Below are 17,075 nucleotides of genomic sequence, written 5' to 3'. Positions count from 1 at the left end.
GATAGGAGACTTAATCAAGCAGATAAATGCCAAGCTGGCTGGGCACTACCGCTACTATGGGGTGACCGACAACAGCAACGGAATTCATGCGTTTGGATACCGCATACGGCGCAAGATACTTGAAGTGCTCAATCGTAGAAGCCAAAAGAACAGCCTGACTTGGGAAGGATTTGCAAAACTCGAGGAGAGATTCCCGCTAGTTAACGCGAGAATCTATGTAAATATCTATGGCTAGACGTAAGTAAATGCTGCTATGAAGAGCCGGATGCCTTAATAGGGCAAGTCCGGTTCTGTGAGGGTTGCGCGTCGCAAGGCGCGTTTCTACTCGACCTGACTCGTCCGTCCCCTGACTCGTCCTTGACTCACTGAAAGCAAATCGACCGCTTGCAATTCTGCAAGCGGTCAGATTTTGATATCTTTAAGCAAGTCGGGGGAATGTCGAGAGAATACGAAGGGTAATCTTATGGAAAACTACTTGTTATGGGCGTTGTGTATGAATTCTATTATGACGCAAGCATAATAACGTTCTTTTTATTCCTCTGGGAGGCTATTTATGGCTAAGCCACCGTCGAAAGATTCCATACTCTTGTTCAATAAGTTCTCATTTAAAAGGAAAATTCCAATTTTGCTTATTATTGCATTGATCTGCGTTATAAGCATTGTTCATTTTTATCGTAATTCCCCGGGAATCGAGGTAAAACCGATGTCTCCTACCGTTACTTTACCGGGGCAGTTTTCCGTTACCTTTCCGAAACAAGGAGAATCCGCCATTGGTACGAGCAAATTCGGGGTGATCGCTGCTTCCTCTGACCAAAGTTCAATTCCCATCGCTAGCGTAACGAAAATCATGACGGCTTACCTGGTTCTAAAGGTGCACCCTTTGCGGCCTGGTGAAGACGGCCCTGTCATAACTATGACTGCGAAAGACGTTTCCAATTACCTTAACGATGCAAGTCATGGAGACTCGACTGTAGCAGTTTCGGAAGGGGAAAAGCTAACAGAGAGACAACTCCTGGAAGGTTTGATGCTGCCATCGGGAGATAACATTGCGAGTACTTTAGCACGATGGATTTCTGGGTCGGAAACTGCTTTCGTAACGAAAATGAATGAGACTGCTCAATCCCTGGGTATGACGGAAACTCACTATGAGGATGCAAGTGGGGTAAATCCCGCATCCGTAAGTAATGCAGTGGATCAAATAAAAATTACTCAAGTCGCCATGGAAGATCCGGTTTTCCGCCAAATCGTTGCAACGCCCAAAGTTACCTTTCCTATAGAAGGAACTATATATAACGTAAATAAAATGCTTGGGTATCATGGAATTGCAGGGGTTAAAACGGGTTCTTCGTCGTCGGCCGGCGGCTGCTTCGTGTCGGCAGCCACTATAGATGTTGGAACAGAACCGCATTACATTATTGGAGTGGTGCTAGGCCAGTGGACTGACCATCCATTGGCTAATGCCATAAACGAGAATGCAAAAATGTTAGATGAGGTTAGATCCGAGTTTAAGTTATATCCCATAACACCCCCGCCAGCCGGTTTTGGACAGGTAATAAATGCCTGGCATAGTAACAGTGCCTTATATTCTTCTGAGCCTGTACAGATTTTTGGTTATCCCGGAATGACTGCAGCTCTTTCTATTAATCTTTTGAAGAATCAATTACCAATTCCGCAGGGTGAAAATATAGCAACTTTAAAAATTCAGTCAGGCCAATACGTTAAGGAATTCCCACTGCAAAATTCAGTGCAAATCAATCCGCCGAACGTTCTATGGCGATTATTCCGAAATTGGATTTAAAAATGCAATTTTTTATGAATAAACTTCTGCCCCAATATGTAGAATTTGGCAGGAGTTTTTATTTTTTTATGGGAAATAAAGGGTGTTGTAGGCGTTTTGAGATGAACGGAATGGTCATTCACATTATTATTTAGCGAGCGGGATAAAAATTCATTATGACGGTTTTTAAGATCCCTTTACCGCTATTAAAGTAAGCATGTTTGGTAGAGGCACTAAAAGCAATGGTATCATCAGCATGTAAAATAAAGGTCTCATGGTTTACTTCCAGAGTTAATTCACCTTCTAAAACCATTAAATATTCCTCAGACTTTTCAGAATGTCCGACAGAAGTATATCTGCATCCTTCATTAAGTTCCATTTGAAACAACTCAAAATTACGATGAGGTGTATTGGAATAGTAACAATAAAGACGATATTGTCCATCATCAGTAAATTGAGAAACTATGTCTGACTTTTTTATAACATGAGCATTCTGTTCTTGCTGCTCTAATAATGATGTATAGGGAACATTCAATCCAATCGCTATTTTCCAAATAGTATTAATTGTTGGATTGGTTTCGCCTCTTTCTATTTGAGAAAGCATCACTTTACTAACATCGGACAGTTCAGAAAGCCGGCCTAAGCTCAAATTTCGCTCATTGCGAAGTCTCTTTAGATTATCAGCAATAATCAAATTAATGTCCAATTAATTATTATGCCTCCTTTATTACTGTTGACAATTATATTTAACGATAGTAAAATATGACTAACGTTAAATATACTTTCCAATCGTAAACTACAACTGATAGTATAACGTAATTATTCTAAGGAGGCAAGAATGATGAGAGCAACAAAAAGGAAGTACATATTTTTAGGCAGAAATATTGAACTGTGAGATGATGATAAATGTTTGCAAACATGTACTCAAAACTGCAACTTGAAACATTGAAAGCAGCATTTACGGTAACAATCCCTGTTTTATTTGGTTACATATCTACAGGGATTGCCTTTGGACTTTTACTAAACGGCCTTGGCTACTCCTGGGTCATTGCGCCAATTATGAGTGCGCTCATTTATGCGGGTGCGATACAATTTATTGCCATAAACTTTTTTATAAATAACATTAGTTTTATGGAAATAGCTATCATAAGTTTACTTGTGAATTTTCGACATGCGCTATATGGCCTTTCGTTATTTGATAAGTTTAATGCCACGGGTAATATCAGGCCATATATGATATTTTCACTTACCGATGAAACGTATGCGCTACTTGCTACCCTTAAGGAGCCTGAAGGAATAGATAATAGAAAGTTTTATTTCTATATAGCAATACTAAACCAGTTTTATTGGGTAGCGGGAAGTCTAATTGGGGCCATTGCTGGTAATTTTATTACGATTAGTACAAAAGGACTCGATTTCGCCCTGACTGCTTTATTTATCGTTTTATTATTGGAACAATTCAAGAGCTTTAATACACGCATCCCATTTTTAATTGGTGGTTTTTGTGCGATTTTTTCCAGCCTTTTAATCGGAAAAGAAAACATGCTCTTACTATCCGTGCTTTCATCCATACTGATATTATTGTTATTTAAAAAGAGAGTGGAGAAAAATGAATATAACTGATATATATTTATCAATTTTAATCATTGCGGCAGTAACCTTTTTCACAAGAGCGTTTCCTTTCCTATTCTTTCATAATAGGAAGCCGCCAGAAATCATCCTATTTGTAGGTAAACACATCCCACCCATTATTATAACTATCTTAGTTATATATTGTTTGAAAGATATCCACTGGAATCAAGCACCTTATGGTCTCAATGAATGTATTGCAGTCGCCCTGGTCATAATTCTTCATCTTTGGCGACGAAATTCTCTTATTAGTATTTTTGGAGCTACCATAGTATATATGTTTTTGATACAAAGCAACTTTTTAACAAATCTAATACATTGAAAATGAGTCGGGGGACGGTTCTTCGACTCATTTTGTCCCTGTCATCATTCGGATTGCCCGTAGATGATAGCGGATTTTATTTTGAGGTTGCCGTTTTCGCACAGTCTGACATTCTTGCGCGTCTCCCAAAAGCAGGTATCACAGTAATACTGTTGAATTTAAATATAAATTGTATTAAGACCGGATATTGAAAAGCACTGTATTAACAAAAACAATTCAAGGGGGATTCTTTATGAAAGATCAAAATTGTGCTTACTGTATGAATAATGAATTGGTCGATGCCTTTGGTATTAAGATTTGTGACTTGCCTAGCAGTCAATTATATCTTTTTAAGGAGCAGTCCCATAGGGGACGTGTGATTGTGGCGCACAAAAATCACGTGAGTGAATTAGTTGACTTAACTGATGAAGAGAGAAATGCCTATTTCGCCGATGTTGCTCACGTTGCGAAAGCATTACATAAAGTTTTTCGACCTAAGAAGATAAACTATGGCGCTTATGGTGATACGAGCTGTCATTTACATTTTCATTTGGTACCTAAATACGAGGAGGATGAGTTCGAGTGGGGCGGTATATTTGCAATGAACCCGAATCGCAAATACTTGACAATGGAAGAATATAATGTCTTGCTCGATATGATTCAAAAGGCGTTATAATCTAGAAGATTATCTTCCATGGAATCCGGAAACCAATCAAAATGTACATTGAGCAAATTGAGTATGAGTATACATCATAAATGGATGCCATCCTGTGACAAGCTTACAGGATGGCATATTTTTTGAGGGTGCCATAAAACAATGCTATAAATAAATTTGATTATTGGTAAAAAGCGCTTATTGAAATACCATTGGCCAAAGTTCCCATAACGAAATCTCGTTGATTCAAGAAGTGAAACAATACCGTTTTGAATATCCATTACCAACAGGGCGGTTTTATTAGTTTGTTTTTGCACGGTTGTAAACTCCTTTGCTGTAGGTTATTATTAAGTGGAGAGCTCTCCTCATCATATTGAACGGAGATGTCTCCACTTGTCTGATCTCCTTTTCGAAGATATTAATGAATACTTGGAAGCGAACCGGAAAAATACGCCGGATCAACGATTAAGAGGAATACTTCAGCTATTTATCCGTAATACTACCGGTCAGAATTATCCTAACAGTGTCTTTAGAATGGATATGTTGCTGATGGCTTTAAGTAAAGATTTCTATCAGTTCCAAAGAAATATGCGGGGTTATACGCCGGAAATGTTTTTGGAACAGCTATACTTGACGTTTATTGATTGAGTGGAAAAACGATTAATGATAAATAAAATTTAGGAGGTACAATGACTGTGCGCATCATTACATTGGAAGAGCATTTTGCCTCTCCGGGTCTTATGGATAGATTCGGGCGGCAATCCTTTCATAACAAGGGGGAGCAACTGTGCGATCTCAACGAACGGCGGATCGCTGAGATGGACGCCGCCGGTATTGACATGCAGGTGCTCTCGCTGACCTCTCCCGGTACGGAGTCGTTAGCTGCGGAGGAGGCAGTGAAAATCGCCAGCAGTGCCAATGACTTCCTGGCAACGGCGATAGAACGTCATCCCAGCCGCTTCGCGGGCTTTGCCGCCCTGCCGACAGCGGCTCCCGACCTCGCCGCCGATGAACTGGAACGTATGGTTTGCCAACATGGTTTCAGAGGTGCGGTGATCAATGGTCACATTCAAGGCCGCTACCTGGACGACCAATTCTTTTGGCCCATCCTGGAACGGGCAGAAGCGCTCCAGGTTCCCGTCTATCTGCATCCGGCGCCACCGCCGCAGGCGGTGATCGACGCCTACTACACCGGCAACTTCTCACCGGAGGTGACCCGCATGCTTTCGACGGCAGGCTGGGGATGGCACATCGAAACCGCTGTCCATATCCTGCGCCTTATTCTCAGCGGAGCATTCGACCGCTATCCCAAACTGCAGATCATTATAGGCCACCTGGGCGAGGCTCTGCCGTTCATGCTGCCAAGGATCGATTTAGTCCTGCAGCCGAATCTAACCAAGTTGCAGTGCCCGATGGCGGCCTATCTGAGAGAGAATATTCATTACACGTTCAGTGGCTTCAATTTTACCGCTGCCTTCCTTGAGCTGTTGCTGCAGGTTGGTGTTGACCGCATTATGTTTTCGGCAGACTATCCCTATGGCTCGATGGAAAAAGGGCGTGATTTCCTTACTCAGTTGCCTGTCAGCAGTGCTGACAGGGAAAAGATCGCTCACGGCAATGCCGAACTGCTCCTGCGTTTGTAAAGAAAACTTATTTTAGAAGAAGAGTAGATAATTCTGCTGTTAAAGTGTGCCATATCACGATAAGAAGCAAAGGAAACGTCCCTTTGCTTCTTCTATTTCTTTTAAAAACCGGGTGGATTTGCATGGCCACGGATCGCCGCATCGAACCCTTATCCAAATTACGCGGCAATAAGCGTTTATATCTTGTCTGAGTTTGATATTAATTATTTGGTGATATTATACAAATGAAATTACTATAATTCGACAGGGTTTTTAATAATATCGTCGAATTAATTTTTTTGTAAGTTATTACTTACTTATTATGGAGGTGAAGGATATGAGCAATAATCAAGATAAAAAGTTATCAGTCATACATGCTGCTATGGGACTTATTATTGAAAACGGAATTAGTGAACTTACTACCGCTAAGATAGCTGAACAGGCTGAAACTGCTGAGACGGTAATTTATCGCTATTTTAAAAATAAACAGGACATTCTTCAATACTGCATCCAAGCATGGAAATAATCGTAAGCCATATTTGATACATTAAAATTAATAATAGGAGAGTTGTCGGAATATTTGCAAAGTAACGCATTATAAACCCAAAGGGTAGTCATTGATTGACGCCATAGGCAAAAAACAAGCAGGTTAAGCAGACGGTCTAAATGTTAGAAACATGACAAAGAGGAGCAAGAATAGAATGACCAAACTTAAATACAAACTAATTTTAGCCATTGTTTCTGCAAGCTTTGTATCACTGTTCATATTAAGCTGTTACAATATTTTTGATACCGTTCGTAAAAATGACAGCGACGTGCAAGAATACAGGAAAATTTTATTGCAGCAGTTCGACAGAAATATCAAACTTGAAGTGGAAACAATCCATGCCATGATTCAGACTATTTATAACCAGCAGCAAGCCGGCTTGCTGACAGAAGAAGAGGCGAAAAAGAGAGCGGCGGGTTTGGTTCGAAACATACAATATGATAACGGCAACTACTTTTGGATAGATACGACGAAAGGCGTTACCGTGGCCTTTTTAGGGAAAAGTCAGGAAGGAAAGAGCCGCTTTGACGCTGTTGACTCCAAGGGCGAAAAATATATTCAGAAGATCATTAAGAATGCGATGAACCCTAAAGGTGGCTATACCGACTACTGGTTTCCAAAGCCTGGGCAAACGGAGCAATTGCCGAAACGAAGCTATTCTTTACTATTCAAGCCTTACAAATGGGTTATTGGGACAGGCAACTGGATCGACGATATTGATAAACTTGTTGCAGTGAAAGCCAAAGAGAATCATCGTAAACTGACGATGAATATCGCTTTTGCGGTGTTGATTGGTTTGGCTGGATTAATAATATCGGCTCTGATGGCTATGTATATGAGCAAAAAAATATCCGATCCGGTTGCTGCAATGGCGGTGAGTGTTCACCAATTGGCGGATGGCGACTTCACTCCTGAGGATTTGGCTATTACAACTAAAGATGAAATAGGAGTTTTATCAACCTCATTTAATGAAATGAAAACCAATCTGCGGGATCTTATTAAGCAGGTTGCAGGCATGGCGGAGCAGGTAGCTTCATCAAGTGAAGAACTCACGGCCACATCCGATCAGTCAGCTAGGGCATCTAGCCAAATTGCATCTTCTATCACGGAAGTAGCGGCCGGTGCGGCTGGGCAAGTAAAAGAAGTATTTGAAACCTCGTCGGTAATAGAACAGATGTCCGCAAATATTCAACATGTAACCGATAACGTTAAAGAGGTGGCGGCCGTATCCGATAAAACTGCAACAGCAGCGCAAATAGGGGAAAAGGCGGTAAATACTGCTATTTCTCAGATGGCAAACATAGAGAAGACGGTGACTGAATCTTCACAGGTCATTACCAAACTAGGCGAACGCTCCAAAGAAATTGGTCAGATTGTTGATACTATTTCTGGGATAGCCGGACAAACAAACTTATTAGCACTTAACGCGGCAATCGAGGCGGCACGGGCTGGCGAGCAGGGACGCGGCTTTGCCGTTGTGGCCGAAGAGGTGCGGAAACTTGCCGAACAATCTCATGAAGCATCAAAACAAATTACTGATCTTATTAGAGAGATACAGGTGGATACCAACAAAGCTGTTATTGCGATGGATACAGGGACCCGTGAGGCTAGAGTTGGAACTGAAGTAGTGGGTACTGCTGGCGGAGCTTTCAATGAAATTGCGTCGTTAGTTGACCAAGTATCTACCCAGATAAAAGAGATTGCCGCAGCTGTCCAGGAATTAGCTGCAGGCAGTCGACAGATTGTTTCTGCAGTACGTGAGATTGACAAAATAACGAGAACTACTGCTAGTGAAACGCAAACTGTATCGGCCGCGACCGAGGAGCAGTCGGCTGCGATGGAAGAAATTGCCGCAGCTAGCCAAAGCCTTGCTCATCTGGCGCAAGATCTGCAAAATGCCATAATCAAGTTTAAAGTATGATTTCATGGCCTGTTTTAGTGAGACTAAATCATCCGGATAAACTTCTGCCCCATATGTAGAATGTCGATAACCCCGTCTCCGATGAATTATAATTTACGGTAATTTAATCCGTAAAATCGACGGTTGGTGCATCGCTTTTAATTTGACTTCTCTACGATATATTGATGCTACATTCTCTCTACAATGATAGCTATACCCTGACCGCCGCCGATACACAAAGTTGCAAGACCGCGCTTTAATGACCTCTGTTTCAAAGCATGCAACAAGGTAACCAGAATTCGGGCTCCGCTGGCGCCGATCGGATGGCCTAAAGCAACTGCGCCGCCATGTATATTCACCCGCTTTTTATTAAAACCAAGTTCCTTTCCCACCGCCAAAAATTGCGAGGCAAAGGCTTCGTTGGCTTCAATTAGATCCATATCGCCAATCGTAAGACCTGCTTTTTCAAGGGCTCTGCGAGTCGCAGGCACAGGTCCTATCCCCATAATACTAGGATCAACTCCACCCGAGGCATAAGCACGAATGCGGGCTAACGGCATAATGCCAAGTTCCTTAGCTTTATCAGCCGCCATAATGACCAATGCCGCTGCTCCATCATTAATGCCGGAAGCATTTCCCGCCGTAATTGTGCCATCATTTTTGAATACAGGCTTTAATTTTGCAAGTTTCTCCAGACTGGAATCAGCTCTTGGCCCTTCGTCAACCTCAAAAACATATTCTTTCTTTTTAGTTTTAATGGTAAGCGGTAAAATTTCTTTTTTAAATGCACCGGTTTCAATTGCCTTTAACGCCTTTTGCTGCGATTCAAAAGCCAATTGATCCTGCATTTCGCGGGTAATACCGAATTTTTCCGCAACGTTTTCTGCTGTAATGCCCATATGGTAATCATTAAAGGCACACCATAAACCATCTTTAATCATCGAATCTACAATTCGGGCATCACCCATACGATAGCCCCAGCGGGCCTTATCAAGCACATAGGGCGCATTTGTCATACTTTCCATGCCGCCGGCCACTATAATGTCTGCATCTCCCGTCAAGATAGCCTGTGCTGCCAAAGTTACAGCTTTGACACCCGACCCGCAGACTTTATTAATGGTATAGGCGGGTACTTCAACAGGCACGCCCGCTTTGACGGAAGCCTGCCGGGCGGGATTTTGTCCGAGTCCTGCCTGCAATACGTTACCCATAATGACTTCGTTAACAATGGTTTTCTTTACGTCAGCCCTTTTGAGCGCTTCATCAATTACTGCGCTGCCCAGTTCAACCGCATCGAGCGAAGCCAGTGCGCCATTAAAGGTGCCAATTGCAGTTCTAACTGCACTGGCAATAACTACTTCTTTCACTTGAACACTCTCCTAACTATAATCACCTTGCATAAACAAATAAAAAATTGCTTTATCGGTTCTGCCCAAAGCATACCTGGACCAAACCTCAGCATAATTGCGGAGCGCAATTTCCCGGAGAATCAGGAAATATTGCGCTCCGCAAAAGGATTTGTAAAAGCTATTGACGAAGTACCGCTGTTCTCATGTTATAGTTAACACTTCAGAACGGGAAGACGCCGATTATTGCACAGGTAATTGTCATAATTATTGTTGCACCCCACAAATAAGGAATGGAAAACTTCTGATGATCACCTAATTCAACACCGGTTAGACCTACGATAAGAAAGGTTGCCGGAGTCAGCGGGCTAACCGGAAAACCAACGGTCATTTGGCCCATTAAAGACGCCTGAGCAATCTGGATAGGGGCAACGCCCAACATTTTGCCCACCGTCGCAACCACCGGCATTACGCCAAGATAATAAGAATCCGGATCAAAAATCATACTTAGCGGCATTGAAATAATGCCAAGACCGAACGGGATGTGATGCGCCAAACTCTTTGGTACGAAAGAAACAGCAACCTTAGCCATTGCAGTAGTCATTCCGGTACCGCCCATAATGCCGATAAAGGCGCCGGCAGCCAGCAGTATGCTAGCCATCATCAAGGCGGCTTTCGCATGGGCATCAATCCGGGCCTTTTGTTGGTCTACATTAGGATAATTGGCTATCATGGCAATAACGGTGCCGATCATAAACATCGGTGCCGGATCAACCTTGCCGCTAATCATGATTCCCATGACAATCAAAGCTAGTATACCGTTAAACAGAACCAGTTTAGGACGCCGCAGAACTTTTTCTTCATCCGTAAGTTCACGCTTCAGTATCACATCAACAGTTGCGCCGTTATCCAGCCCTAAGCGCCGCGCTTCTCTTTTTCCTAACAAGTACGCAACGGTGAATATATATATCAAACCGACTATTTGGGGAATTACGAGGGGCGTAAAAATGGCCGTTACGGGCATATGCATTACTAAAGCAGCTCTTATTGTAGGTCCTGTCCAAGGTAGATAGTTCACCCCGGACGCCATCGCCACCATTAAACACAACAACCGTTTGTCCATCCCCAGGCGTTCATAAATCGGTAACATCGCCGGAATAGTAATCAGAAAGCATACTGCACCCGAACCGTCAAGATGAATAAGCAGGCCCAGCAGGGTTGTGCCCATCAGGATCCGGGTAGGTTTGGCGCCAACTGTCCTCAGTATGACATTAATGATCGGATCAAAGAGACCCGCATCGCTCATAATCCCGAAGAAAAGTATAGCAAAAACAAACATGGTAGCGACCGGAGCAACTTCTTTTATGCCATTCAAAATAAATTTACTGGTGGATAGGCCGAACCCGGCAAGCAGCGAAGCTACAATGGGGATAAAAATTAACGCTACCAGAGGAGACAACTTTTTTGTTATTATTGCTGTCAAAAGCACCAGGATAGTGACTAGACCAAGTAAAGCGATCATTTTACTCCTCCTTAAATCTTATAAGTTTGAGTCCAAATCCAATAGTATTACAATCATCATTCTGTGAGCTGAAACATTTCTTTCGATAAATCAGATAATTGGGCAGCCATTACAGCAATGGCCTGACTGGCTTTAGCCATCTCGTCTATCCCGGAGTTTTGGTTGCCAATATTTTTGTCAACCTTGCTAATCTCTTGTGATAAATCCTTAACTATTTGCTGAATATCCTTTAACGATTGACCGATGCGATTTACTGCTTCACTGCTATCAAGTGCAAGTTTGCGGATTTCCTCGGCTACCACGCTGAAACCGCGCCCGGATTCTCCAACACGGGCAGCTTCAATAGCGGCGTTCAGTCCCAACAAGTTAGTTTGGCTTGCCACATTTCTGATAAATGATACGATTTCATCAGTTTGCGTAGTTGACACCAATAATTCCTTCCCAATCTGTTCAAGACGAGTGGATGAATTACCAACTACAGAAGTACTAACGGCTAATTCCTCCATTCCGGCCGAAAGTTCTTCACCTGAGGCCGCCAGTTCATCGGCAGTTCTGGATACCTTTTCCATTGAATTTATGCTTTGTGTGGTTGTTATACAGCCTACAACTTGATCCCCGTCCTTCACAGGCGTGGCGCACGCAACATAAGGAATTCCAAAAGCCGATTTTTCGCGCGATATAATCCTTGCCGTCCGCTTTCCGGTTTCAATCGCCTGCTTGGTAGCGCCGGATAATACCGGCTGACCAACTGGCGTTTTTAAATCAAAGTGTTTACCCGGAACATACGCTGCGTACTTTCCATCCACGGTAATCGAAATACCCACATCCACTGCAAGAAATTCGTTGTAATACGGGGCTAACTTCAGCATCATTTCTAACACTTCGGCTCCGGCCAAATTTTCCAAAAAAGCACTTCCTTTCTGCTTTTATAGGCCGTACGCAGCGACAGTCTGTCTCTTGCCAACCAGCAAAGCTTCACTGAATACTCTGATTCTTATCTGCGGGGCTGATATTTGTTTTGGGTTGCAACAATCTTGCTATATAAGGCAATTATGTCAATTTCCCCATTGTAGAATCATTATTTACCAATGATATAACTGCACTTATATAGCAACATGACATTTTTAAAAGGTACTACTCAAAATGATCAATTTGATCCGAAGACATTTTTAATAGATTTGCCAAAACATCTTTTGTATCTTTTCCCAGAGTCGGCGCTTTGCTATAGTTAAACTGAGCCGATTCCGTAAATTTAATAGGACAACCGGTGATTTTCATCTTGCCGTCGACCGGATGATCGATTTCACAAATCATCTCTCTTGCCTTGGCAATATGTTCATCTTCCACAACATCCGCAACTGTATTAATAGGAGCACAAGGAACACTATTGGACTGCAGCAACGAAATGATTTCTTTAACCTTGTGTTCCCTTGTCCACGCTGTAACCAGTTTTTGCAACTCCTCATGCGCTTGTACCCGGTCTTTGTTAAGTTTATATTTTTCTATTGCAAACCAGTCGTCATGCCCGGTTACTTCGCAGAATCTTTTCCAAAGAGCATCATTACCAACCGCAATTACAACCCAGCCATCGCTTGCCTGAAAAGAATCGTATGGATATATAAACTCGTAACGGTTTCCTATGCGCTGAGGCATTCTATTTTCCACCATATATATTTCGTTAATTGTCTCCATTGCACTTACCGAGCAGTCTACAAGTGCGACATCAATTCTATCTCCATGGCGATGACTAACTCTTCCCTGAAGGGCAGCAAGAATGCCAATGCAGCAATTGAGCCCGGCGAGAATATCCCCGATAGCCGTGCCTGTCCGTGTTGGTGCTGAATCCGGCCAGCCGGTAACGCTCATCATGCCGCTCATTGCCTGTGCAATAACATCATAGCCAGGCAATTTTTTATAAGGACCTGTTTGGCCAAATCCGGAAATGGAAGCATATACAATTTGCGGATTGATGGCCTTAACCTCATCATAAGAAAAACCAAGCTTATCCATCGTACCAGGTTTAAAGTTTTCTACGATGACATCAGATACCTTAATTAAGTCACGCAAAACCTTTTTGGCCTGCTCATCTTTTAAATCCAGGGCAACGCTTTTTTTATTTCTATTGAGATTTGCATAATAAGCACTGATGCCTCTCTCAAAAGGAGGAAAACTTCTACTGTCATCACCGTTGCCAGGCTGTTCTATCTTAATGATCTCAGCTCCCATATCGGCCATTAACATAGTACAATACGGACCCGATAAAACACGTGTCAAATCAAGTACACGAATACCACTAAGCGGTCTTGACATTTTAAATCATTCTCCTTTGAATCATAATATTGCAATCCACTCACGGATTTACATTTCGTCGATTTCAACTATAAAACGTAAAAGTGCCGCCTCCATGGTTTTCCCCAGAGTATCAAGTCTTAATGAGCGGGTGGCTCCGCCATCTAAAGCATGATGCATAACGAAGTTAAAGCCCTCCAGTTGTGGCAAATCATAACGAATAACATCGCCATATACCACACCTTCAAAATGTTTTTTTACCGCTGCAGGCGTTAACTGTTCTCTCATAGCCGGATAGTATTTGGGATTTCTTGCATAAATGCAAATATTTGAAGTATCACTTTTGTCGCCTGATCTTCCATGCGCGATTTCCCTCAACTGTACTCGCATACTATTTAACCTCCTCAACATGGGCTTCTAGTTTTACGGCATCCCTCGGAATCAATGTCGGCCACAAGGCAAATACTTCACTGGGCTTTGTTCTGCCGCCAAAGAAGCAGCCTTGGGCCGGACCATTCAAATTACTTACGGGTGCGATTTCCGGAGTCAATTTCAGTGCTTCTTCTTTTGTTTCTGTTTTTATAGCGTACCGCAATACTACTTCATTCAGGTCAACATTAATTTCATGGGCCATACAACCGTGCAATGCATTCAGACCTAAATAATCAATCCGTTTTTCCAGATACTTCAGATTCTTCATAGCCATTCTCTTATCGAGAATATTTGCCGCCAATTTAGCTTTATCTAAAGCATCGGGCCAACTGTAGGGCAGGTAAGCAATATTCCGGTATCCCTCAAGATAACCTACGCAAAGTTTTAATGTCTCCGGACGTTCACGTCCCGTAACTCCGGCCACTTCCACTCGGTCTTTTTCCAATTCTTTTACCGTTATTTTGCTAAAATCGGCAATGACGTCCGGCGTAAGATACTGGCTCGGGTCATGGATTTCATAGAATAATTGTTCTTTTACAGACTGCGGCGTTACAAGACCGCCTGTATTTTTGGTTTTCGTCATGACAAGTTTTCCCGGTTCGCTGATTTCAGCGATCGGATAACCTAAGATTTCCGGACTCGGAACATTTCTCCAATCGTAGTCATAGTTACCGCCGGTACATTGTGCACCGCATTCTGATAAATGGCCTGCCAAAATACCGGTAGCCAAAGCATCCCACTCACCTGTTTTCCAGCCAAATTCATACTGCAGCGGCGCGACAAAAAGTGCGGTATCAGTAGAGCGTCCGACAATGATGATATCGGCTCCACCCTGCAAGCATTCTACAATCGGTTCTGATCCGTAATACACATTTGCATTGATCATTTTTGGCAAAATTGAATCAATGGATTCCCCTGTATCCATATTATTCATAGATATGCCTTGCTTTCTAAGCTGCGGTATAACATCCTTTACATCGTCGCCAAGAACATAGCCAATCTTTAAATTCAACCCGGATTCTTTAATGGCCTGTTTTGCCGCTTCTACCGCAGCTTTGACATTCATCCCGCCGGCATTTGTCAAAACCTTAATATTTTTTTCTTTAATCATCGGAAGCATTTGCTTTAAAGCGGTAATAAAGTCTCTTGCATAACCTCTTTCCGGATTGTGTTCCTGCTGTCTTCTCATAATGGATAGCGTTAACTCAGCTAAATAATCACAAGCAATGTAGTTAACATTATCGTTTTTTGCCATGGTTATGGGAGCATCATTTAAGTCACCCCAGAAACCCTGACCGCCACCAATTCTTATAGTCTTCACAAATCCACCCTCCTTGGTATTGATAAACAAATCACAATTTATATAACGCAAATTTTATGCCAAAAAAAAATAATGCTTAAAAAAGCATTACAAATATTTAGTATTCTGTTTTTTCAAGTAATTTGTGAGCTAAATACAATGTATACTTAATATACAAATAATATTCTTTGTATACAATTTACTTTGTATACAGCGCGGGATTAATATCATATAATTTCAATTTCCGGTAAAAAGTACGCCGGCTAATTCCGATATTCTCCATCGCACGGGTTTTATTGCCATGTGTATTTTGTAACTCCTTGATTATCTGAGCTTTTTCTACATCAAATATCATGTTTTTTAAAACTTTCCCATTGTGTTTTATTATCTTTTTTCCATCAGGGATATTTGGATTTCGTATTTCATCCGGTAAATTTTCTACCTGTATTTTATCTTTTTGACATACAATCACTGCATATTCGATACAGCTTTGAACCTGTCTTACATTGCCGATCCATTGATTGTTTAACAATAAATCCTTCACTTCATTGGATAGAACTATTTTTTTGCAATATTTTTCACAATATAAGCTCAGAAAATGTTCTGCTAAAAGAATAACATCCTTGCCTCTTTCCCGAAGCGGTGGAATTGTTATTTTAAAAGTGTTAAGCCTAAAATACAAATCTTCTCTAAACGTTCCCTCCCTCACCATGGACTTTAAATTCCTATTCGTTGCTGCAATAACTCGAACATTTACAATATCAATATTATTAGAACCAACTTTCTGAATTTCTCCGGATTGAAGCACTCTCAGGAGTTTTGCCTGCATAAAAAGCGGCATTTCACCTATTTCATCTAAAAAGATTGTACCATTATTCGCTGTTTCAAATTTTCCCGCTTTGCCACCCTTTTTTGCCCCCGTAAAAGAACCGGATGAATATCCAAACAATTCACTTTCAAATAAATTTTCTGGAATGGCTGAACAATTTATATTCACAAATGGATGGTTTCTTTTGCTCTCACCTAGTATTGCATTTACGATAACTTCTTTTCCGGCTCCACTTTCTCCCTCGATTAATACTGTCGCCTCCGTAGGAGCTACGATGCTTGCTAATTTTAAACAATTTATGAACTTTTCATCATCTCCTATGATCTTTGAAAAACTTTCCGGTAAATCCTTATGAAATTTTGTACTGTCATTATAAAAATATCCCGTTAACTTTCTCACTTGCTCCAATTCCTTATTGAGCAAGTATACTTCTGTTACATCTTTAAAAATGGATACAGCACCTAATAGTTCACCGTCAATTATAATTGGATTTATATTTACTAAAATTTCTTTGCCTCTGGTTTTCACCTTAGTAACCGTATTTATTTTCGGCTTTTTTTCTTTTAAGCTATCTAATATGATAGCTCCCGGTTCTATTTCACTTACAAATCGATTCAACACTTTATCTTTCTTTACATTAAGGATTTCTGAATACGCCGCATTAATATAAATTATTTTTGAATTTTTATCTACAATAACTATTCCATCATGAATACTATCAACTGCTGCTAAGACCATATTTAAAATATCCTGGTTCATAATATTATCGGCTCTCATATACCCACCTTCCTGAATAAACGCTTGATTCCTTCGTCTGCTTATACTTCCAAAACTAGGTCAGGTGCCGCCAGCAATTGCCCGACATTCAACCTCATCCGACAATATTTTAGCTAACCGGAACGGTATGTCGTACGCTTTAATTTCCC

General features: G+C 41.6%; 18 protein-coding genes. 8 read left to right on the top strand and 10 right to left on the bottom strand.

Translation table 11 applies throughout. From position 1 onward, the window contains the following. Positions 1–10: 10 nt before the first annotated feature. Positions 11–145: a hypothetical protein gene (locus LUCIF_RS27580; RefSeq protein ID WP_279386954.1), complete on the bottom strand. Its 135-nt coding sequence runs from the start codon at positions 143–145 to the stop codon at positions 11–13. Positions 146–553: 408 nt separating this feature from the next. Between LUCIF_RS27580 and LUCIF_RS18205 the strand changes: the two genes are divergently transcribed. Continuing rightward, entirely contained in the window at positions 554–1,798 is a 1,245-nt protein-coding gene (locus LUCIF_RS18205; RefSeq protein ID WP_122629240.1) for a D-alanyl-D-alanine carboxypeptidase family protein, read from the top strand. Between the two features lie 130 nt (positions 1,799–1,928). On the opposite strand, the gene LUCIF_RS18200 is transcribed toward LUCIF_RS18205, so the two are convergent. Continuing rightward, on the bottom strand, positions 1,929–2,483 hold the full coding sequence (locus tag LUCIF_RS18200; RefSeq protein WP_122629239.1) for a helix-turn-helix domain-containing protein: 555 nt from the start codon (positions 2,481–2,483) through the stop codon (positions 1,929–1,931). Between the two features lie 200 nt (positions 2,484–2,683). Here LUCIF_RS18200 and LUCIF_RS18195 point away from each other — a divergent pair, with 200 nt between their 5' ends. The 3 genes from LUCIF_RS18195 to LUCIF_RS18185 all read left to right on the top strand — a co-directional run bounded on the left by LUCIF_RS18195 (position 2,684) and on the right by LUCIF_RS18185 (position 4,383). Continuing rightward, positions 2,684–3,400 (top strand): AzlC family ABC transporter permease, encoded by a 717-nt coding sequence (locus LUCIF_RS18195; RefSeq protein WP_207857998.1) that lies wholly within the window; start codon positions 2,684–2,686, stop codon positions 3,398–3,400. Beyond that, complete coding sequence (locus LUCIF_RS27375; protein WP_122629238.1) at positions 3,387–3,728, top strand: branched-chain amino acid transporter permease; 342 nt, start codon at positions 3,387–3,389, stop codon at positions 3,726–3,728. The genes LUCIF_RS18195 and LUCIF_RS27375 overlap by 14 nt, the downstream gene beginning before the upstream one ends. A 232-nt stretch (positions 3,729–3,960) precedes the next feature. Next, complete coding sequence (locus tag LUCIF_RS18185; protein WP_122629237.1) at positions 3,961–4,383, top strand: HIT family protein; 423 nt, start codon at positions 3,961–3,963, stop codon at positions 4,381–4,383. A 74-nt stretch (positions 4,384–4,457) separates the two neighbouring features. On the opposite strand, the gene LUCIF_RS18180 is transcribed toward LUCIF_RS18185, so the two are convergent. Then, positions 4,458–4,679 carry a hypothetical protein gene (locus LUCIF_RS18180; RefSeq protein ID WP_122629236.1) on the bottom strand — a complete coding sequence of 74 codons (222 nt, stop codon included), beginning with the start codon at positions 4,677–4,679 and terminating at the stop codon, positions 4,458–4,460. A gap of 76 nt (positions 4,680–4,755) precedes the next feature. Between LUCIF_RS18180 and LUCIF_RS18175 the strand changes: the two genes are divergently transcribed. The 4 genes from LUCIF_RS18175 (at position 4,756) to LUCIF_RS18160 (ending at position 8,452) form a co-directional block, all read left to right on the top strand. Beyond that, a complete protein-coding gene (locus LUCIF_RS18175; protein ID WP_122629235.1) occupies positions 4,756–5,010 on the top strand; it encodes a hypothetical protein in 255 nt (84 codons plus the stop codon). Positions 5,011–5,057: 47 nt separating this feature from the next. Then, positions 5,058–6,005 carry an amidohydrolase family protein gene (locus tag LUCIF_RS18170; RefSeq protein ID WP_122629244.1) on the top strand — a complete coding sequence of 316 codons (948 nt, stop codon included), beginning with the start codon at positions 5,058–5,060 and terminating at the stop codon, positions 6,003–6,005. A gap of 316 nt (positions 6,006–6,321) precedes the next feature. Further along, positions 6,322–6,510, top strand: coding sequence for a TetR/AcrR family transcriptional regulator (locus LUCIF_RS18165; RefSeq protein WP_165866054.1), 189 nt, complete (start codon positions 6,322–6,324; stop codon positions 6,508–6,510). Between the two features lie 175 nt (positions 6,511–6,685). Then, entirely contained in the window at positions 6,686–8,452 is a 1,767-nt protein-coding gene (locus LUCIF_RS18160) for a methyl-accepting chemotaxis protein (RefSeq protein ID WP_122629233.1), read from the top strand. 167 nt (positions 8,453–8,619) lie between these two features. Here LUCIF_RS18160 and LUCIF_RS18155 read toward each other — a convergent pair whose 3' ends face one another. The 7 genes from LUCIF_RS18155 to LUCIF_RS18125 form a co-directional block, all read right to left on the bottom strand. Further along, positions 8,620–9,798, bottom strand: a complete 1,179-nt coding sequence (locus LUCIF_RS18155; RefSeq protein WP_122629232.1) for an acetyl-CoA C-acetyltransferase — start codon at positions 9,796–9,798, stop codon at positions 8,620–8,622. A 202-nt stretch (positions 9,799–10,000) separates the two neighbouring features. Then, a complete protein-coding gene (locus tag LUCIF_RS18150; protein ID WP_122629231.1) occupies positions 10,001–11,299 on the bottom strand; it encodes a CitMHS family transporter in 1,299 nt (432 codons plus the stop codon). 56 nt (positions 11,300–11,355) lie between these two features. Then, positions 11,356–12,204 carry a methyl-accepting chemotaxis protein gene (locus LUCIF_RS27180; protein ID WP_122629230.1) on the bottom strand — a complete coding sequence of 283 codons (849 nt, stop codon included), beginning with the start codon at positions 12,202–12,204 and terminating at the stop codon, positions 11,356–11,358. Between the two features lie 229 nt (positions 12,205–12,433). Next, the gene (locus LUCIF_RS18140; protein WP_122629229.1) at positions 12,434–13,609 is read right to left on the bottom strand and encodes a CaiB/BaiF CoA transferase family protein; all 1,176 of its coding nucleotides are present in this window, start codon (positions 13,607–13,609) and stop codon (positions 12,434–12,436) included. Positions 13,610–13,657: 48 nt separating this feature from the next. Beyond that, entirely contained in the window at positions 13,658–13,978 is a 321-nt protein-coding gene (locus LUCIF_RS18135; RefSeq protein WP_122629228.1) for an AtuA-related protein, read from the bottom strand. Between the two features lies 1 nt (position 13,979). Next, positions 13,980–15,341 (bottom strand): acyclic terpene utilization AtuA family protein, encoded by a 1,362-nt coding sequence (locus LUCIF_RS18130; RefSeq protein ID WP_122629227.1) that lies wholly within the window; start codon positions 15,339–15,341, stop codon positions 13,980–13,982. 178 nt (positions 15,342–15,519) lie between these two features. Then, positions 15,520–16,926 (bottom strand): sigma-54 interaction domain-containing protein, encoded by a 1,407-nt coding sequence (locus LUCIF_RS18125; RefSeq protein ID WP_122629226.1) that lies wholly within the window; start codon positions 16,924–16,926, stop codon positions 15,520–15,522. Positions 16,927–17,075 lie beyond the last annotated feature (149 nt).

Origin of the sequence: Allolucifera butyrica (genome assembly GCF_900476375.1) — a bacterium.
Taxonomy (GTDB): Bacteria; Bacillota; Negativicutes; order Sporomusales; family UPPP01; genus Lucifera; species Lucifera butyrica.
The sequence above is the reverse complement of the archived record's forward strand: the minus strand, read 5'-3'. Positions and strand labels throughout refer to the sequence as shown.